This window comes from Streptomyces sp. NPDC051662 (assembly GCF_040681655.1).
GTDB lineage: Bacteria > Actinomycetota > Actinomycetes > Streptomycetales > Streptomycetaceae > Streptomyces.
Genome location: NZ_JBFAZD010000012.1, coordinates 94,785 through 113,623, shown reverse-complemented (window position 1 = coordinate 113,623; position 18,839 = coordinate 94,785). Strand labels below are relative to the sequence as shown.

General features: G+C 71.2%; 12 protein-coding genes. 4 read left to right on the top strand and 8 right to left on the bottom strand.

From position 1 onward, the window contains the following. Nucleotides 1-8: 8 nt before the first annotated feature. The 6 genes from AB0M67_RS21310 to AB0M67_RS21285 all read right to left on the bottom strand — a co-directional run bounded on the left by AB0M67_RS21310 (nt 9) and on the right by AB0M67_RS21285 (nt 10,752). Nucleotides 9-929, bottom strand: a complete 921-nt coding sequence (locus AB0M67_RS21310) for a trypsin-like serine protease (protein WP_365747592.1) — start codon at nt 927-929, stop codon at nt 9-11. A 118-nt stretch (nt 930-1,047) separates the two neighbouring features. Then, nucleotides 1,048-5,811: a caspase family protein gene (locus AB0M67_RS21305; RefSeq protein ID WP_365747590.1), complete on the bottom strand. Its 4,764-nt coding sequence runs from the start codon at nt 5,809-5,811 to the stop codon at nt 1,048-1,050. A gap of 7 nt (nt 5,812-5,818) precedes the next feature. After that, nucleotides 5,819-6,166 carry a hypothetical protein gene (locus AB0M67_RS21300; protein WP_365747588.1) on the bottom strand — a complete coding sequence of 116 codons (348 nt, stop codon included), beginning with the start codon at nt 6,164-6,166 and terminating at the stop codon, nt 5,819-5,821. 119 nt (nt 6,167-6,285) lie between these two features. Continuing rightward, the gene (locus tag AB0M67_RS21295) at nt 6,286-7,539 is read right to left on the bottom strand and encodes a Cmx/CmrA family chloramphenicol efflux MFS transporter (RefSeq protein ID WP_365747586.1); all 1,254 of its coding nucleotides are present in this window, start codon (nt 7,537-7,539) and stop codon (nt 6,286-6,288) included. Nucleotides 7,540-7,732: 193 nt separating this feature from the next. Next, nucleotides 7,733-8,383, bottom strand: coding sequence for a hypothetical protein (locus AB0M67_RS21290; protein WP_365747584.1), 651 nt, complete (start codon nt 8,381-8,383; stop codon nt 7,733-7,735). Between the two features lie 89 nt (nt 8,384-8,472). Beyond that, the gene (locus AB0M67_RS21285) at nt 8,473-10,752 is read right to left on the bottom strand and encodes a heavy metal translocating P-type ATPase (protein ID WP_365747582.1); all 2,280 of its coding nucleotides are present in this window, start codon (nt 10,750-10,752) and stop codon (nt 8,473-8,475) included. Nucleotides 10,753-10,975: 223 nt separating this feature from the next. Between AB0M67_RS21285 and AB0M67_RS21280 the strand changes: the two genes are divergently transcribed. Beyond that, on the top strand, nt 10,976-11,680 hold the full coding sequence (locus tag AB0M67_RS21280) for a copper homeostasis protein CutC (protein ID WP_365747580.1): 705 nt from the start codon (nt 10,976-10,978) through the stop codon (nt 11,678-11,680). A 670-nt stretch (nt 11,681-12,350) separates the two neighbouring features. Here AB0M67_RS21280 and AB0M67_RS21275 read toward each other — a convergent pair. Next, nucleotides 12,351-14,432 (bottom strand): UvrD-helicase domain-containing protein, encoded by a 2,082-nt coding sequence (locus tag AB0M67_RS21275; protein ID WP_365747578.1) that lies wholly within the window; start codon nt 14,430-14,432, stop codon nt 12,351-12,353. A gap of 375 nt (nt 14,433-14,807) precedes the next feature. Between AB0M67_RS21275 and AB0M67_RS21270 the strand changes: the two genes are divergently transcribed. Further along, nucleotides 14,808-15,005: a hypothetical protein gene (locus AB0M67_RS21270; RefSeq protein WP_365747576.1), complete on the top strand. Its 198-nt coding sequence runs from the start codon at nt 14,808-14,810 to the stop codon at nt 15,003-15,005. 220 nt (nt 15,006-15,225) lie between these two features. Beyond that, nucleotides 15,226-16,341, top strand: coding sequence for a glycosyltransferase 87 family protein (locus tag AB0M67_RS21265; protein ID WP_365747875.1), 1,116 nt, complete (start codon nt 15,226-15,228; stop codon nt 16,339-16,341). A 9-nt stretch (nt 16,342-16,350) separates the two neighbouring features. Here AB0M67_RS21265 and AB0M67_RS21260 read toward each other — a convergent pair whose 3' ends face one another. Beyond that, nucleotides 16,351-17,994 (bottom strand): DNA repair helicase XPB, encoded by a 1,644-nt coding sequence (locus AB0M67_RS21260; RefSeq protein ID WP_249952150.1) that lies wholly within the window; start codon nt 17,992-17,994, stop codon nt 16,351-16,353. 197 nt (nt 17,995-18,191) lie between these two features. Between AB0M67_RS21260 and AB0M67_RS21255 the strand changes: the two genes are divergently transcribed. After that, nucleotides 18,192-18,803 (top strand): VanZ family protein, encoded by a 612-nt coding sequence (locus AB0M67_RS21255; protein ID WP_365747574.1) that lies wholly within the window; start codon nt 18,192-18,194, stop codon nt 18,801-18,803. Nucleotides 18,804-18,839: the final 36 nt, after the last annotated feature.

Sequence of the window (18,839 nt, the reverse complement as noted above, 5' to 3'; positions counted from 1 at the left end):
CCGTTCGGTCAGGCGCGCTGGGCCCGGTCGTACGCCGCCTTGGCCCTGGCCCGCATCACCTCTCCGTACATCTTGGTCGGAGTCAGCGAGTCCAGCGTCGCGTTGACCGAGACCAGGACGCCCTTGCCGGTGGTGGCGTCGAAGTCGGCCAGCCACGGGCCGCCGCTGGCACCGCCGGTCAGGTCGCAGGGGATGACCTGCGTGCCGTGCTCCTTCTTGGTCTTGCCGACGCAGCGCAGAAGTTCCTCGCCGCGCTGCGGGCGGGTGGCGGAGTAGCCGAGGGCGGAGACGGTGCCGCCGACGGCGCGGTCGAAGGCGATGGGCCGGCCGCCCACGACGTCGGTGAGCTTGCGGCCCTTCTTGTCGGTGTCGACGGTCAGCGCGGCAATGTCATCGGTGGAGTCGTTCACCCAGGCGCGCGGGGTCACGGCGGTGGTGACCGCGAACGCGCCGTAAGGCTTCTCGCCCTTGTCGTAGCCGGGGACGAACACCATCGTGGTGTTGGTGTTGCCGGGGGAGGAGCCCCGGCGCACGCAGTGCGCGGCGGTCATCACGGCCGAGCGGTTGGCGCTCTTCACGGCGGTCGCCGTGCACCAGGTGTCGGCGCCACTCGCGTTGACGAAGAAGAGCCGCCCCACGGTCTTCAGCGCGGTCCCCTTGTACGGCTTGGCCTTCGGACCCGTAGGACCGAGGTCCACGGACTTCCCGACGGCCTTGATACGGGCGGTCGTCCAGTACGCCAGAGCCTCCCGGCGCTCCTTCGCGGTGTACGACATGACGGAGACCGGCTCGGCCGCGGCGGCACGGGCCTGGCCGGTCACGGCCGTCGCCGGCAGCGGGGCGGCGAGGGCGAGGGCCGTACCGGCCACGACGAGCCCCGTGGCCCGGCCACGAAGGCGACGGATCAGGGAAGGTGAGGTCTCGGGCATGGCGGTTGTCTCCTCGGCCGGCGCGGGCGGGCGGCGGACGGTGGGTCCCCGTCCGTCCCACAAGAGAGGCCAACCGGGGTGATCGGTTCGCGCTGTCGATGATCTGTGACAGATGGGATCAGCCGGTGGCGAACCAGGTCTCGGCCTCGTGGCGCATACCGAGGGCGGTGGCCTTGAGGGCGACGGTACGGAAAGGCAGTCCGAGCCGCATGGCCACGGTGGCGAGGGTGGGAAGCGAGATCTCCACCGCGTGCTCGCCGTCGAGGACCGGCACCTCGATCCGCTCTCCTCCGTGCGCGGTCGGGTCGATCTCGACCATCAGGAACGCTTCCGCTTTCCGTTCCCGGAGCCAGCTGTCGGGGAGTTCGGCGACGTCGTAACCGAAGTCCGTGAGCGACTCCGCGACATCCCCCGGCGGGCGTCCCAGATGCTCGGCCACCGCGTACAGCCAGGTGGGAGAGATCGCCGTCGGCTCGTCCTCGGCGGGCAGACACCACTGGAGCGCTTCGAGGTCGTGCTCCTGGAAGCGGTCGAGCAGCGCCGGCTCCGGAGCGCATCGATACCCGAGGTCCCTCAGTCTGGTGGCCGCGTCCGCCATCGAGAGGGTGGAGCGGTCGGCACGTTCCGCGATCGCGCGCAGCCCCAGGGGACGATCCGGCTCGGGCCAGGCCGTGCTCGATTTCCTGTCGTACTTCGTACAGAGGAAGTTGACGTCCTGTTTGCTCAACTCTCTTTCAGCGGCGGAGAGTTCAGGCACCTCGAAGCCGAGCGCGCGCAGCCGCACGGCGACCCCGTCCGGAGTCTGCCCGGTGCGATGGGCCACCCCCACCACATGCGGTACGGGAACCTCGCGGTCCACGGCGATGGAGATTCCGTTGTAGTGGAGCAGCGCCCATTCGTCGTCGTCGAACACCTGCCCAGGTGTGTGCTGAGCGGGCGGGGAGAAGCCCGTGTCCGCCAGCAGATCGACCACCGACTGTGTGGTCACGCCGGAGACGCGCGCCACGCTGACCAGTTGGGCGTAGGTGATGTCCCGCGCCCGGTCGAGCGGTACGGGATCCGCGTGCAGATCCCACAGCGTCCGCAGTACCTCGCGGTCTTCGGCGGTCCAGCCGTCGGAGTTCGGATACTCGGAGGGGACGGTGAAACCCAGTTCCTTCAGCCGGTCGGCCGCCTCCCGGGTGGATGTCTCGGCCACCGCCGCGCTGAAGCAGAGCTGAGCCACCGACAGCTCGCTGCCAGGCTCCAGCCAGCCGTTGGTGACGGAGCCCAGAGCGCGTACCAGGGGAAGGTCGTCCCGTCCGATGAGCTCGCGGCCCGTCGGAGGGGAGACCTCGTACCCCAGGGCCCTCAGCCGCTCAGCGACGGCGCCGGCGGTGAGTTCGGTCCTCTCCACCAGAGTGAAGATCTCGTCGAGGGTGACCACCCGCTCGGGATCGCGCCACATGCCCAGCGCGTAGGCGCTCAGAATGCCGGAGCTCAGCACGAAGCGGGACGGGGCCTTGAGATACAGCTGGGAGTGGTCAGGACCGGCGAGCCACGCCTTGTATCCACGAGTCCAGTTGAGCGTGCCGGCCAGACCGTCGACGGTGAGCAGCCGGTGGTCGGACGGCAGGGCGCACGGCAGCGGAGGCGAGACCCGCGCGGTGTCGGTCAGCGGATCGCCGAGACCGGCCCGGTAGAGCGTGAGCAGCCGCCACCGCAGTACGGGCGCGGGCACCGTGCGCAGATAGGACGGCGCGTGATAGTCCCGTGTCCCCGGGTACTGGCCGGTGACGAGCGGCAGCAGCAGCTGGTCGGGACGGAAGAAACCCACGGCGTCGAAGGGCCGTTCGGTGTCCCCCACGGGCCAGGGCACCTCACTCCGCCTGGCGTGTTCGGCGACCTCGTCCGCGAAACGGACGGAGGAGAGGCTGACCTCGGCCAGCCAGCCCGGCGTCAGGAGCGGCAGCGCGGTCGAGAACAGGCTGGGCAGTGCCTCGCTCAACACCGCGTTGACATGGTCCTTGTCGTTCGCACGGATCATCTTGCGGTCGACGCTCAGCTCCGGCTGGTGCTGTTCATGAAGATTGACCACGGCGCCATAGCGCTCCCGTACTCCGCCGTCGGGCGTGGCGAACGAGCCGGTGGTGGCGAGCAGACCGTCCGCGAGGAAGCGGCCCGTTCCGTCCACCCACCACACACCGGGGTTGTGCGACGGGAAGCAGGCGCCGGAGCGCAGGAACATGTCCGAGTCCTCCGCCCAGGCCAGCTCGGGACCGCTGACCGAGAGCCGCCCCGGCTCCCATTCGTGCCGTCGCGAGCCGTGCTCCGCCTTCGTACGGTACGGAGCGAGCCACAGCACCTTCTGGAGCGTGTCCACGCACGAGACACGCTCCTTGTGGTCGGTCAGCAGGAGCCGCACCGTCGTGCCGGAGTCCGTACCCGGCCCCAGGTCCTCGACGCGGAACAGGTTTCCCGGGCCCGCGATCTTCACCTGGTACCTGTTGCCGGGGCGGCCGTCACGTCCCATGCGGCACGTCGTCACCTCGATCTCGTCCGCCAGCATGAAGTAGCTCAGCACGCCGATGCCGAAGCGGCTGTTGGGGTGCAGCTCGATACGCGGTTCGCCCAGCTCGGCCCAGGCCGTCTGTTCCTCGATGTACTCCGGCAGATCGATGAAGCGCGCGCCGCCCTGGGAGAACACATCGCGCAGCTCGTCGATGCCCATGCCGACGCCGTTGTCCCGGCACTCCAGATACGGGCGGCCCTGGGCGTCGGCCTTCTGGACGAACTCGATGAGGCCGTCCCACGGCGTGGGCATCTCGCCGGTCCTGCGCAGGAATTCCGTACGGCGGTCCCGGTAGCGGACGGCGTCCAGGGCGTTCTGGTACAACTCCCGGATCGCCAGCTCGCGTTCGCCGTACAGCTCCTCGCCCATCAGCAGTTCCTGCACCCGGTCCTCGGCGAGCTGGAAGCGGATGCCGTCGGCCAGATGCGTGGGGGTGTTGCCGCTGAGCCTGACGCGGTCGGCGTCCGCGTACGGCGGCAGGGCGCGCAGCGGGGCGAGCGCCGACGTCCGGTTGATGTCGCGCAGGAGCGCGTCCACGCGGTGGGCGTGCTCGCGCAGGGCGATCTGGACGGCCGGGTGGCGGCAGACCGCGTTCAGCGAGCGGCCGAGGCCCGAGGTGCGCCAGTCGGAGCCGCGGATCGTCGTCAGCAGATCGCCGAGGCGCACGCTGTCGGAGATCCCGATGTGCTCCACCAGGATCTCCGGCAGATCCACCGGGTCGACGGCGAACGCCTGGGCGGCCTTGGCGAGGGACGCGACGAGGGATTCCCTCACCTCGTGCTCGTCTCTCGTGCTGGCGGCGATGACGTCGTAGTCGCCGTCGCCCTGACCGGTACGGTCCGACCGGTCCGATTCGCCCGTGCGGCCGGTGGCGCGGCGGGGCACGGCGAACGGCGCCGCGCGCAGCTCCTGGAGGAAGCGCATGAAGCGCTCGCCGGACAGGGCGTCCGTCACCCACTCCGGGCACTCGGGGCCGCCGGGCGGCGGGCCGAGCAGCGTCTTCAGGGTCTGGGACGCGTACAGCTCGGGCTGCCGGATCAGCCAGCGGTGGAACAGCCACCAGCGGATACGTTCGGCCGATCCGTCCGAGACACCGCGCTGCTCCAGGGTGCGCAGCCGGCGCTGGAGGCGGGGGAACCCCTGGGCGAACTTGCCGAAGCGGTCGCGCTCGGGCGTGGACTGATCGGCCGGGCCCGCGGTGACGACGGGCGCTCGCTGGGCCGCTTCGTGCGTCCAGAACGCCTGGCCGAGCAGCGGCAGCAGGACCGTCAACGCGCCTTCGGTCGGGGAGAGTTCCGTACCGGCCGCGAGTCTGCCGGTGAGGAAGCCCAGCCGGTCCTGGGCACGCTTGGCCAGCTCGGCGTCGTGCCACGGGTCGTCGCGCAGTGTGGCCGCGGCCGTCTCGTACCCCTCGGCGAGCCGGGCGGCGAGGGTGGCGCAGACGTCCTTGAGCGCTTCGCGGGCGGCGCCAGGCGCGGTCCGTTCCCATACGGGGTGGGTGGCGGTGCCGCGTACCCAGGGATGTTCGGCGGCGTCCCGGGCGGGGCCGGGCAGCACCGTGAACTCCCGCCAGGGGATGTCGGTCTCGGCCCTGATCCGCTGGACCGGTGGTGTCTTGCCGTATGCCGTGTGCAGCTCGGTCACCCGGCGCTGCACCTCATCCATGAACTCGCCCATGTGCAGCGTGTGCGGGACGTCCGACACGATGTCGGAGACCGCGCGGGAGAAGAGACTGAACGAGTCCTTCGGCTGGGTGCGGGCGGCGTCGGTGTGCTCGGGGAGTACGGCCTCGGACTCGTCCACGTACAGCGCGTACTGGGCCTTGGAGCACGCGTATACGTACGCGACCTTGCGGCGCAGCGTCGCGGCGATCTTGGGGCGTTCCCAACCGGGCATCCGGGTGGCGGACTTGGTCCTGCGGGACGAACCTTCCCGGCAGGCGTCGATGAGGAAGACCACCTGGCCGGCCGGGGAGTCCTCCAGCTCCTTCTGCCAGCCGATCTCGACGCAGCTCTCGGCGAACGGCTCGCTCTCGTAGTAGGCGTCCTCCGGGACGAGATAGTCCCGGCCGTCGAAGTGCACCCCATGACCGCTGAGCATGATGAACAGGGTGTCGCCGCGGCCGGCCTCGCGCAGGAAGCGCAGGACGTGGCGGTTGACGGCGTTCGGGGTGATGCCGCGCTGGGACTCGGCGATCTCCACCGGCCGGAACCCCCGGTCGGAGAGCGCGCCCTCCAGCCGCTGGAGGTCGTCGCGGACGAAGGGCAGCGAGCGGATCGTCTCGTCGTCGTACTCGCTCGCTCCGATGAGGAGAGCCTTGTGGCGTGGCATGGAACAGCTACGACGGGCGCTTGAAGGTGAGCGTCAGACCGCGGGTTCCCTGTATCTGGCCACTGCCGATGAGCTGGATACCGCCGGTGGCGGTGACCTGGAAGGAGAGCTGGGCCTCGGCGAGCGGGAGCGCTCCGCCGCGGGCGGCGACCTCCTCGAAGACCTTCTGGAGGGCGTCGACCGTATCGGCCAGATTCTTGCGGAGGGGGCCCAGCGGAACCGAGCGCAGGACGGCCTCGCCGTCGTGCCGGAAGAGGCCGCCCATCGCGTTGCCGTCCTCGCCCTCCTCCTCCACGACGTCGACCCAGAACGGCAGCGTCTGTCCCTCGGTCCCGTCCGGCTCGTGCTGCGACATCCCGGTCCCCGCCCCCTGAAGCTGATGGTCCCTCAACTCATGTGTCCCAACTCTAGATTGCCGAGGGGGGCGTGGGGAGTGTTACGTACCAGACGGCCGGGGCCCTGGATGCTGTCCTCTCAGCAGTCCGCGGGGGTGGGGGCGGGCGCCGCCCCGGCCGACTGAGCCGCCTTGGGGGACTCGGCGGACGAGGCCAGGAGCGAGCCCGCGACCACCCGGCTGCCCGCCGTCGCGCGGTGGTAGCGCAGCGAGAGCGCCGCGAGACCGATCGCGACGACCGTCATCGCCGCGCCCGCCCAGGCCGTCGAGGCGAAGCCGAGGTCCGCGTCGATGACCGTGCCGCCGAGCCAGGGGCCGCCGGTGTTGCCGAGGTTGAAGGCGGCCGTGGTGGTGGCGCCCGCGAGCGTGGGCGCCGCGGCGGCGATGTTGAACATACGGGCGTTGAGCGCCGGGGCCGTGAAGAACGCCGAGAGGCCGAGCAGGAAGGTCAGGGTGATGACGGCCACCGGGTGCGAGGCGGTGAGCGCCAGCAGGGCGAGCAGGACCGTCGACGCGGTGACGCCGCCGATCATGACGCCGAAGAGATGCGCGTCCGCGTACCGGCCGCCGAGCGCCGTACCGACCAGCGCGCCGAGACCGAAGAGCGCCAGCACGGTCGGTACCCAGCCGCTGTCGAGGCCCGTCACCTCCGTGAGCAGCGGGGCGAGATACGAGAACGCGCAGAACACACCGCCCGCGGCGAGCGCGGTGACGGCGATCGAGAGCCAGACCTGACGGTCGCGGTAGATGGTCAACTCCCGCTTCAGCCGCGGCTTCTCGGCGGGCGGCGGGATACGCGGGATGAGCGTGACGACACCGACCAGCGCGATCGCGGAGGCCGCGCCGACCGCCCAGAACGCCGAGCGCCAGCCGAGGTGCTCGCCGAGGAACGCGCCGGCCGGGACGCCGAGGACGTTCGCGATGGAGAGCCCGCCGATCATGACCGCCATGGCGCGGGCGCGGGCGTTGTGCGGCACCATCGCGATGGCGACGGCCGCGCCGACCGCCCAGAACCCGGCACAGGCGAACGCGCTGACGACACGGGAGGCGAAGAGGATCTCGTACGTCGGGGCGAGCGCGCCCGCGACCTGGCCGAGGCCGAAGACCGAGATCAGCGCGATGAGGGTGGTGCGGCGGGGGAGCCGCAGGGTGGCGACGGCGAGCAGCGGCGCGCCCACGACCATGCCGATCGCGAAGGCGGATATCAGGAGCCCGGCCGCGGGGATGGACACGTTCATGTCGTCGGCGAGGGGCGGCAGGAGGCCCGAGAGCATGAATTCGCTCGTACCGAGGGCGAAGACGGAGAGGCCGAGGATGTAGACGGCGAGTGGCATACGGGGCCGGGACTGGGACGGATCCTGGGGCGCGGGCCGGCCGGGGGACGGGAGCGGCTTCGCTGTCGGCGCTGTCGGCGCTGTCGACGGTATCGGCGGCTTCGGCTGCTTCGGCGGCGAGGAATCGGCGGAGTCTGGCATGACAGCTGCCAACGTGGGCGTAGGCCGTTACATTCCGCCGATCCGCCGGCTCTCAGCTGGTGAGACGGGTGAGGCCGCGCAGTTCGTCGGCCAGATTCGCGCGGGCGCGCGCCTCCCACTCGCGCGCGCCGTAGGGGGTACGGAACAGCGCGGGCAGGGCGAGCAGTTGCTCCAGTACGGCGGCCCGGCCGGTACGGAAGGCGTCGTCGGGGACGAAGCCGTACTCCTCCCGTACCGCCGCCGTGTAGGCCGCGTACGCCTCGGGACCCGAGGCCAGGACGGCGAGGTCGGCATCGCACAGGACGGCGCCGTCGCGGTCGCCGGGCGCGGCGGCGTGGGTGGTGGTGAGCCGGACGAGCCGGGCGACCTCGCGCGTACGTTCCTCGCTCAGTCCGGCCTCGGGGAGCGCGCGCTCGGCGAGGCGGGCGGAGCGCTCCTCGTTCTCGGATCGGTCGGGCCGGTAGACGGCGTCGTGGAACCAGGCGGCGAGACGGACGACGTCGGGGTCGTCGGCGAACTCGGCGAGGGTGTCGATGTGGTCCAGGACGGCGAGCAGATGATCGGTGGTGTGGTACCGCCGTTGGGGCTCGGACCAGCGGGTGAGGAGGCGGTCGGCGTACGCGTACGGGTCGGGGCCCGCCGCCTCCGCTCGGAGGGCGAGAAGGGTGGTCGCGAACCGGCTGCGCAGATCGGGTGCGGGCATGGGACGACGATAGAGCCGGGCCCCGGAACGGAGGTTCCGGGGCCCGGCTCGGTACGGCCGCTCGTCCATGAGCTCGTCCATGAGTTCGTCTATGAGGCTTTGAAGGTGCGGAGCCGGAGGCTGTTGCCGACGACGAAGACGGAGGAGAAGGCCATGGCGGCCCCGGCGATCATGGGGTTGAGGAGTCCGGCGGCGGCGAGGGGGAGCGCGGCGACGTTGTAGGCGAAGGCCCAGAAGAGGTTGACGCGGATGGTGGTGAGGGTGCGGCGGGCGAGTCGGATGGCGTCGGCGGCGGTGCGCAGATCGCCGCGTACGAGGGTGAGGTCGCCGGCTTCGATGGCGGCGTCGGTGCCGGTGCCCATGGCGAGTCCGAGGTCGGCCTGGGCGAGGGCGGCGGCGTCGTTGACACCGTCCCCGACCATCGCGACGGACCGGCCCTCCGCCTGGAGCCTCTTGACGACGTCGACCTTGTCCTCGGGCATGACATCGGCGATGACCTGGTCGGGGTCGATGCCCACTTCCTTGGCCACGGCGTGGGCGACGGCCTTGTTGTCGCCCGTGAGGAGCAGCGGGGTCAGACCGAGGGCGCGCAGCCGGCGGATGGCTTCCGGGCTGGTGTCCTTGACGGCGTCGGCGACTTCGAGGACGGCGCGTGCCCGGCCGTCCCAGGCGACGGCGATGGCGGTGCGGCCCGCGGCCTCGGCCGCCTCCTTCGCGTGCTCCAGGTTCTCGGGGAGATGGATCTCCCACTCGGCGAGAAGCTTGGTACGGCCCACGAGGACGGCGTGGCCCTCGACGATGCCCTGGACACCGAGGCCGGGGACGTTGGCGAAGTCCTCGGGGGTGGGGAGCGCCCCGGTCCGCTCGGCCGCCGCCGTGGCGACGGCCTGGGCGATGGGGTGTTCGGAGGCGTGCTCCAGCGCGCCCGCCAGCCGCAGTACCTCGGTCTCGTCCGTGCCGTCGGCGGTGTGTGTGCCGAGGAGGGTCATCCGGCCGGTGGTGACGGTGCCGGTCTTGTCGAGAACGATGGTGTCGGCGCGGCGGGTGGATTCGAGGACCTCGGGGGCCTTGATGAGGATGCCGAGCTGAGCGCCGCGGCCGGTGCCGACCATGAGGGCGGTCGGGGTGGCCAGGCCGAGGGCGCAGGGGCAGGCGATGATCAGGACGGCGACGGCGGCGGTGAAGGCGGCGGTGAGCCCGGCGCCGTTGCCGAGCCAGAAGCCGAGGGTGGCCAGCGCGAGCGCGATGACGACGGGCACGAAGACGGCGGAGATCTTGTCGGCGAGGCGCTGGGCGGCGGCCTTGCCGTTCTGGGCGTCCTCGACCATACGGGCCATGCGGGCGAGCTGGGTGTCGGCGCCGACCCGGGTGGCCTGGACGACGAGGCGGCCCCCGGCGTTGAGGGTGGCGCCGGTGACCGGGTCCCCGACGGTGACCTCCACGGGCACGGACTCGCCGGTGAGCATCGACGCGTCGATGGCGGAGGAGCCTTCCACGACGGTGCCGTCGGTGGCGATCTTCTCCCCGGGCCTGACCAGGAAGTGGTCGCCGGTACGCAGCCGCGCTGTGGGGATGGTCACTTCGTCGCCGTCACGCAGGACGGTGACGTCCTTGGCGCCGAGCTCCAGCAGGGCGCGCAGGGCGGCGCCGGCCTTGCGCTTGGAGCGGGCCTCGAAGTAGCGGCCGGCGAGGATGAAGGCGGTGACACCGGCGGCGGCTTCGAGGTAGATGTTCCCGGCGCCGTCGGTGCGGGCGATGGTCAGCTCGAAGGGGTGCGTCATCCCCGGCATGCCGGCCGTGCCGAAGAACAGCGCCCACAAGGACCAGAGGAACGCGGCCGAGACACCGACCGAGATGAGGGTGTCCATGGTGGCCGCGCCGTGGCGGGCGTTGGTCCAGGCCGCGCGGTGGAAGGGCCAGGCGGCATAGGTGACGACCGGGGCGGCCAGGGTGAGGGAGAGCCACTGCCAGTAGTCGAACTGGAGGGCGGGGATCATTGCCATCGCGATCACCGGGACGGACAGCAGGACGGCGGTGGTCAGCCGCTGCCGCAACGGCCGCAGTTCCGCGTCCGCGGTGTCCTCGGCGGTGTCCGCGCCGTCCTCCGTGTCCACGGGGGCCGGTGCGGGTGGTGTGGCGGTGTAGCCGGTGGCTTCGACGGTGGCGATCAGATCCTCGACCGCGACGTCCTCACCCCGGTAGCTGACCTTGGCCTTCTCGGTGGCGTAGTTGACGGTGGCCTCGACCCCGTCCATCCGGTTCAGCTTCTTCTCGATCCGCGCCGCGCAGGAGGCGCAGGTCATACCGCCGATCATGAGCTCGACTTCGGCGGCTGTGCCGGTGGCGCCCGTGGTCCGTGTGGGGCTCATGGCTGACGGCTCCTTCTCCTCGACCGTTGAGCATCCTACCCCCTAGGGGTATCTCACTCCCTCCTGTATACCCCCATGGGGTATCCAACGCAAGGCTTTCCCCGGATGTGCTGATGCGCGCGGACGGGGGCGCCCCGTAGGCTTGGATATTGGACTAGACCTATATCCGAGGTCCTGTCCAGTCATGTCCTCGATCCGCCGGCATACCTATGAATGAGGTCCCATGAGTAAGCGTGCACTCCTGGAGGTGATCGCTCTCGACGCGGAGGACGCGGTCGCCGCCCGGAACGGAGGCGCGGACCGCCTTGAACTCGTCACCGACATGGCGGCGGACGGGCTGACCCCACCCCGCGAGACCTTCGCGAAGATCCGGGCCGCCGTCGACATCCCGCTGAGGGTGATGCTGCGGCTGGCCGACGGGTTCGCGGTGGGCGAGCCGGGAGGCGCGGACGCGCTGGTCGAGGTGGCGCGGGGGCTGCGGGCCGAGGGTGCGGACGAATTCGTCCTCGGCTTCCTCGACGCGGACGGGACGCCGGACCTGGTGACGGTGGAACGCCTGATCGCCGAGTTGGACGGCTGCCGGTGGACCTTCCACCGGGCGATCGACCGCGCGGCCGACCGGGACGCGCTCCGTAAGCGGCTGGCGGATCTGCCGGGCCTGGACACCTACCTCACGGCGGGCTCGGCGGCGGGCGTGGACGACGGGCTGCCGACCCTGCTGACGGAGGCGGCGGCCGGGGCGCGGAGGGAGCCGGGGTACGGCGCGCGGCTGATGGTCGGCGGCGGGCTGCGGCTGGACCACTTGAGGGTGCTGGTGGCGGCGGGGGTGGACGCGTTCCACATCGGGGGCGCGGCGCGGCCGGGGGGTTGGGCGGGGTCGGTGTCGTCGGGGGCGGTACGGGGGTGGCGCGAGGTGCTCGACGCGTAGCGCCTTCCGGCGGGGGGTCGTGGTTGGGGGGTGCGGTTCGGCTGGGGCCGGTTTCCGGGTGCGGGTGTGGTCCGGGGTGCGGTCCGTCTTTGGCTGGGGTCGGTTTCCGGGTGCGGGTTGCTGGGCGTGGGTACGGGTGCGTTTCGGCTGGGGCCGGTGGTGCGGTGCGGGTTGTTGCCGGGGTGCGCTCCGGGCTCGCGTCCGGGACTGCATGATTTACGTCGCGACTCTGGCCACAGTCAGGAGACGGGCGTTCGCGCGCCACAAATCACGCTCTACGTCCCGGACACGATCCCTGCGCGCCCCCCTTCACCGCCCGTCACGGACTGGCCCGGTCGTGCGCGAGGGTGGGTGGGGGAGGCGGCGGCACTCTCCCGCACCCTGCCGGTACCGACCGGATCGGGACGGGTGACCACCGGGGGGAGGGGGTCGGGGTCGTAGGAGGTGCGTGTCCGGACACTAAAGCGTGATTTGTGGCGCGCGGACGCCCGAACCATCGTCGGGGCAGGGTCGCGCCGTAAATCATGCCGTCCGGACATGTACCTCCGGAGGCCCCGGGCCCCGGCACCACAACGCACGCACCCGCACCCCCGCCGGAGGCGCACCGCACCCCCGCCGGAGGCGCACCGCACCCCCGCCGGAGGCGCACCGCACCACCCACCGCGACCCCCTACAGCGACAACTCCCCCGGCAGCCCCGTCGCATGCAGGACGATCAGGCCCGACACCGCCCGCGTCAACGCCACGTACAGCCGCCGCAGCCCCGTCCGTTCGTCCGGTTCGCCGTCGACCACCGCCGCCGGCTCGTCCAGGACCACGTAGTCGTACTCCAGACCCTTCGCGAGGGATGCCGGGACCAGCGTCAGCCGGGCGTCGGCCGTTGTCTCCTCGCCCGGCGAGAGGTATGGCAGGCCCGCCGCCGTCAGTGCCTCACGCAGCGCCGGGATACGGGCGTCCGCCGCGATCAGACCCGTCGAGCCCTCGTGCGCCAGCGATTCCACGCAGGCCGCGACGACAGCCGCGTCGAGACCCGCCGCGACGGGCCGTACCGAGAGTGAGCCCGGTGACTCCCGTACCGACGCGACCTCCGCCAGCCCCGGCGCGATCGACGGCAGCAGTCTCGACGCGTACGCGATCACCTCGCGCGGCACGCGGAAACCCGCCGTCAGTTCTTCCACCACCGCGTCCGTCTTGCCCAGGTGCCGCAGCGCGTCGGTCCAGCTCGCCGTCGCCCACGGCGTCGTCCCCTGCGCCAGATCGCCCAGTACCGTCGCCGAGCCGGTCGAGCAGCGGCGGCCCACCGCGCGGTACTGCATGGGGGACAGGTCCTGGGCCTCGTCGAGCACCACATGGCCCAGCGAGTGGGTACGGGCGATCAGATCGTCCGCCTCGTCGATCAGCACCGCGTCCGCCGCCGACCACTTCGCCGACTTCACGCTCCGCACCGGCTTCGCCCACAGGATCGTCTTCTGCTCGTCGGGCGTGAGGACGCCCTCCGCGTGCGCGGCCAGGAACTCCGCGTCGGAGAGCAGCCGCAGCACCAGCTTCGTCGGTTCGACCGGTGGCCAGATGGCCTTGACCGCCGCCTTCACCGCGGGGTTGCGGGCCACCGCGTCCTGTACCCGGTCGTCGGGCGCCTCGCCCGCCTCCTCCATCCGTACGAGCACGGCGTGCGCGATCCGCTGCGGAAGGGCTTCGCGCGCGGCGCCGTACCGCATGTCCCGGGCGAGCAACTGCTCGACCATCTCTTCGAGTTCGTACGCCGGTACCCGCCACCGGCGCGAGCCGCGTACGACCACGACCGGCTCGGTCGGCGGGGTGACGTGGGACCGTACGGCCCGCCGGAGGACATCCGCCATGCGGGCGTCGCCCTTGATGACGGCGGCGGGCGCGGGGTCCGTACCGCGTACGTCCACCGAGGCGACCAGGTCGTCCACCGTCGCCTGCTTCACATCCAACTCACCGAGCGCGGGCAGGACTTGCTCGATGTAGTGGAGGAAGGAGGCGTTGGGGCCGATGATCAGCGTCCCGGTGCGGGCCAGCCGCTCGCGGTGCGCGTACAGCAGATACGCGACCCGGTGCAGACCGACGGCGGTCTTGCCGGTGCCGGGGCCGCCCTGGACGCAGACGGTGCCGCCGAGGCCGCTCCGTACGATCTCGTCCTGCTCGGGCTGGATCGTCGCGACGATGTCGCGCATGGGGCCGACGCGCGGCCGTTCGATCTCGGCCTGGAGCAGCTTGCTGGAGAGCGCGGTCTCGGTCGGGTCGGAGAGATGCTCGTCCTCGTACGCGGTGATGTCGCCGGCCGTGTAGCCGAAGCGGCGGCGGAGTCCGACGTCCAGCGGGTCCTTCTTGGAGGCCCGGTAGAACGGCTGGGAGGCGGGGGCGCGCCAGTCGATGACCATGGGATCGCCGTCGTGGTCGTGGACATGGCGCCGGCCGATGTAGAAGCGCTCGCCCTCGGCGCCCTCGGCCTCGGCCGCGCCCACGGGGTGCAGATAGTCGAGGCGGCCGAAGAAGAGCGGGGTGTGGGAGAGATCCGCGAGCGCCTTGATGCGGTCCGCGATCTGGGCCTCCAGGACGGCGGCGTTGACCCAGTTCGCGGTGACATCGCGGATGTCGAGCGCCTGGACGTCCTCGCGCATGGCGCGCAGCGCGGAGCGGGAGGCGGCGAGGTGGGCTCGTTCCCGCGCCAGGGGGTCGGGCTGATCGGGGGTGAGGTCGTCGAGGTCGTCAGGGGCGTGCGCGGACACGGTGGTGCCTCCGGGGGGCTCTACGCAGGCCGACGGGCCGCACCCGTCGGGCGACGGGCGGCGGTGGCCGTTCGGCGTGGATCACGTCATGGCGGTCGGCCGTCCGGTTTCCGTCCGGACGACGGCGCTCCGCGAGGGAGGCGGGCAAGGTGGGCGATTGTAGCCAGCCGGTGACGGGGAGGCGAATGATTTTCCCCGTACGGTGTCGGCGCACGGTCCGGCGGCACCCTCGGCCGCGGGAGTGCGTCCGTCTTCCGGGCCATCCACGCCTCCATCCCGTAGGGGAGGCCGTTGGACGGAAGTCGTACTCGGCCGCGGATGAGGCTCAAACCCGAGGGCGATGACTCACCCGGCGCACGTGCCCATCATGGATGTATGAGTACCGCGACTTTCACCCCGGCCCACGCCCCGCACGGTTCGCCGGTTCCCGGCGCGACCGCCACGGGCTCCGTTCCCCACCACGCCCACTACGTCGGCAACGCGCTGCGCGCCGTCAAGGTCTTCGTGAGCACCGCGTTCAGCGTGGCGGTCCTCGGGGAGTACACGGAGGAGGCGGGTATCAAGCGCCGCTGAACCGTGCCGAGCACCACTGATCCGTATCGAACGCCGGTGATCCTTATCGCGCCGGCCACGCGCCGCCCCGTCCCGCCGCGCTCCTGACTGACGCCTCTGATCCACTAGGGTCGCGGCCGTGACATACCGGACCGTGACGCCCCGTTCACTCGCCGCAGTGGGCGCGCTCGCCCTGTCGCTGGCCGCACTCGCGACTCTCTGCGTCGCCCGGCGCATCCCCATGGCCGACACGCTCGTCTACCGCGCGGAAGGCGCTGCCGTCATCCACGGCACCGACCTGTACGGGTTCACGGTCACCGAATGGCAACTACCCGCCACCTACCCGCCGTTCGCCGCGATTCTCTTCGTACCCACCACCTGGCTGCCCGTCGACGCCCTCAAGGTCGTCTTCGTCATCGGGAACGCCGCGCTGCTCGCGCTGCTCGTACGGCTGTCCTGGCGGTTCGCGGGGATGCCCGCCGGTCCCGTACCGCTGCTGGCCGCCGTCGCCGTCGGGCTCTGGCTCGAACCCGTCTTCCAGACCGTCCTCTTCGGACAGATCAACCTCGTACTCGCCTGTCTCGTTCTCTGGGACCTGTCCAGACCCGAGCACGCGCTCGGCAAGGGGTTCGCCCTCGGTGTCGCGGCGGGCATCAAGCTGACCCCGGCCGTCTTCATCGTGTATCTGCTGGTGACCGGGCGCGTACGGTCCGGACTGATCGCCCTGGCCTCCTTCACCGGCACCGTGCTGCTCGGAGCGCTCGTACTGCCCGAGGCGAGTGGCGAGTTCTGGACGACACGCGTCTTCGAGACCGGCCGGGTCGGCAAGGCGTGGATCGTCGACAACCAGTCGCTGCAAGGGATGCTGGGGCGCCTTCTGCACACCCCGGACCCGGGCATGGTGTGGGCGGTGGCCGCCGGGCTCACGGCGGTCGCCGGGCTGTGGATCGCCCGGCGGGCCGTCGTGGCGGCCGGGCTGGAGACCTGGGGCGTGCTGGTCACGGCGCTGACCGCGCTGCTCGTATCGCCGATCAGCTGGTCGCACCACTGGGTGTGGTGCGTACCGCTGCTCGCGGTGCTGATCGCGGAACGCCGGTTCCGTACGGCGGCGGCGGTCGGGGTGGTCTGGACGGCGCGCAGCTTCTGGCTCGTACCGCACGACGGCGATCTGGACCTCCGGCTGCCGTGGTGGCAGCAGGTGCCGTCGTCGCCGTACGCGCTGTTCGCGCTGGGACTGCTCGCCTTCGCGGTGTGGCGCACGGGCGCGGGCGCGGGCAAGGACGGCTCCGCCCTCGTCCTTCCGGTGCAGCGCGCGGAGGCCGGTTCGGGGGTGAGTACGACGGCGGGTACGGGGTGAGTTACGGGGTCAGCTCTCCGCGAGGAGTTCGTCCGCGTCCACGATCCGGTACGCGTAGCCCTGCTCCGCCAGGAACCGCTGGCGGTGCGCCGCGAAGTCCTGGTCGATGGTGTCGCGTGCGACGACCGAGTAGAAGCGGGCCTCGTGGCCGTCCGCCTTCGGGCGCAGCACCCGGCCCAGACGCTGGGCCTCCTCCTGGCGGGAGCCGAACGTACCCGAGACCTGGATCGCGACCGTCGCCTCCGGCAGATCGATCGAGAAGTTCGCGACCTTCGACACGACCAGCACGGAGATCTCGCCCTGCCGGAACGCCTCGAAGAGCTTCTCGCGCTGCGCGTTGCTGGTCTCGCCCTTGATGACGGGGGCGTCCAGATGCTCGCCCAGCTCGTCGAGCTGGTCGATGTACTGGCCGATGACAAGCGTCTGCTCGCCCCGGTGCTTGCGCACCAGCGCCTCCGTCACCTTCCGCTTCGTCGCGGTCGTCGCGCAGAAGCGGTACTTCTCCTCCGTCTCGGCCGTCGCGTACGCCAGGCGCTCGCTGTCGGTCAGATTGACCCGTACCTCGACACAGTCCGCGGGCGCGATATAGCCCTGCGCCTCGATCTCCTTCCACGGCGCGTCGAACCGCTTCGGTCCGATGAGCGAGAAGACGTCCGACTCGCGGCCGTCCTCCCGTACGAGCGTCGCCGTCAGCCCGAGGCGGCGCCGGGCCTGGAGATCGGCGGTGAACTTGAAGACGGGCGCGGGCAGCAGATGCACCTCGTCGTAGATGACCAGGCCCCAGTCGCGGGAGTCGAACAGCTCCAGATGCGGATAGATGCCCTTACGGCGGGTGGTCAGCACCTGGTACGTGGCGATGGTGACCGGGCGGATCTCCTTCTTCGTACCGCTGTACTCGCCGATCTCGTCCTCGGTCAGTGAGGTGCGCTTCACCAGCTCGTGCTTCCACTGGCGGGCCGAGACGGTATTGGTCACCAGAATCAGCGTCGTCGCCTTGGCCTCGGCCATGGCACCCGCCCCCACCAGCGTCTTTCCCGCGCCACAGGGCAGCACGACCACCCCCGAGCCGCCGTGCCAGAACCCCTCGACGGCCTGCCGCTGGTACGGACGCAGCGCCCAGCCCGTCTCGTCCAGCTCGATGGCGTGCGCCTCGCCGTCGACATAACCGGCGAGGTCCTCGGCCGGCCAGCCCAGCTTGAGGAGCGTCTGCTTGATCTGGCCGCGCTCCGAGGGGTGGACGGCGACGGTGTCCGGGTCGATGCGGTTGCCGACCAGCGGCTGGACCTTCTTGGAGCGGAGGATCTCCTCCAGCACGGGACGGTCCGTGGAGGTCAGGACCAGACCGTGGGAGGGGTGCTTGGAGAGGGTCAGCCGGCCGTAGCGGGCCATCGTCTCGGCGACATCGACGAGCAGCGCGTGCGGCACGGGATACCGGGAGTACTCCACGAGCGCGTCGACCACCTGCTCGGCGTCATGCCCGGCGGCGCGGGCGTTCCACAGCCCGAGCGGGGTCAGCCGGTAGGTATGGATGTGCTCGGGGGCACGCTCCAGCTCGGCGAAGGGCGCGATGGCGCGTCGGCAGGCGTCGGCCTGCTCGTGGTCGACTTCGAGCAACAGGGTCTTGTCGCTCTGGACGATAAGGGGTCCGTTCACGCGCGGCTGCCTTTCGGGATGGCTCTGCACGGCCGAATGACCAGTGGCCAAATGACCAGTGTCCCGCATCTTCGCCGGATCGGGACCGGGGGGCGCGTATCCGGGGCGGACGGGGGCATCCGGGGGCTATGACCGCGGAGACGGAAAGGCCCAAGCCGGCGCAGGCTGTCCCAGGGAGTAGCCCGTGGGGACGTGCCGTGTTGCGGATTCTCATCATGACGGTGGCGCTGGTCGCCCTGACCGCGTTCGCAGCGGTGCTGGCCGAACTGACGCTGACGCCGTCCCCCGCGTCCGAGGACATCGCGGGGGCCAATCTCAGCCCCGGGCACTCGTTGAGGCAGTACGCCGAGGACTACACGTTCCTCGCCGCGTGCAAGCAGATCGGCGGCAATCTGCTGATGGGTGCGCCTTTCGGGCTGATCCTTCCGGTGCTCGTGCCACGCAGGCTGCGGATGGTGCGGGTGGTGGCGCTGACGGTGCTGGTGATGGTGCTGGTGGAGCTGGCGCAGGGGGCGGTGGTGCGGGGGCGGGCGTTCGATGTGGACGACGTGATTCTGAACACGAGTGGGGCGGTGATCGCGTATGTACTGGTGGGAAGGGTGATCGGGCGGCGGTTCCACGCGTTGGGCGCGGGTGCGGCGGGTGCGGGTGCGGGGGCCCGTGCGGGGGCGTCCGCCGGGCGGAAGCCGTCGCCTGGGCGGCGGCCGACGGCTAAGCCGAAGCCGAAGCCGAAGGGCAAGCCTGTGATGACGAAGGCGAAGCCGAAGCCGAAGCGGTCAGGCTCGGCGTCCGCCGGGGGGCTGGCGTGAGCGGCTTCGCAGGCTCGGTCGGGGCTGATCGCCTCG

Coding starts and splice junctions, on each gene's coding strand:
- AB0M67_RS21305 (WP_365747590.1), bottom strand. CDS start 5,811: ATGCCACGCCACAAGGCTCTCCTCATCGGAGCGAGCGAGTACGACGAC.
- AB0M67_RS21270 (WP_365747576.1), top strand. CDS start 14,808: ATGAGTACCGCGACTTTCACCCCGGCCCACGCCCCGCACGGTTCGCCG.
- AB0M67_RS21285 (WP_365747582.1), bottom strand. CDS start 10,752: ATGAGCCCCACACGGACCACGGGCGCCACCGGCACAGCCGCCGAAGTC.
- AB0M67_RS21265 (WP_365747875.1), top strand. CDS start 15,226: ATGGCCGACACGCTCGTCTACCGCGCGGAAGGCGCTGCCGTCATCCAC.
- AB0M67_RS21310 (WP_365747592.1), bottom strand. CDS start 929: ATGCCCGAGACCTCACCTTCCCTGATCCGTCGCCTTCGTGGCCGGGCC.
- AB0M67_RS21280 (WP_365747580.1), top strand. CDS start 10,976: ATGAGTAAGCGTGCACTCCTGGAGGTGATCGCTCTCGACGCGGAGGAC.
- AB0M67_RS21300 (WP_365747588.1), bottom strand. CDS start 6,166: ATGTCGCAGCACGAGCCGGACGGGACCGAGGGACAGACGCTGCCGTTC.
- AB0M67_RS21290 (WP_365747584.1), bottom strand. CDS start 8,383: ATGCCCGCACCCGATCTGCGCAGCCGGTTCGCGACCACCCTTCTCGCC.
- AB0M67_RS21295 (WP_365747586.1), bottom strand. CDS start 7,539: ATGCCACTCGCCGTCTACATCCTCGGCCTCTCCGTCTTCGCCCTCGGT.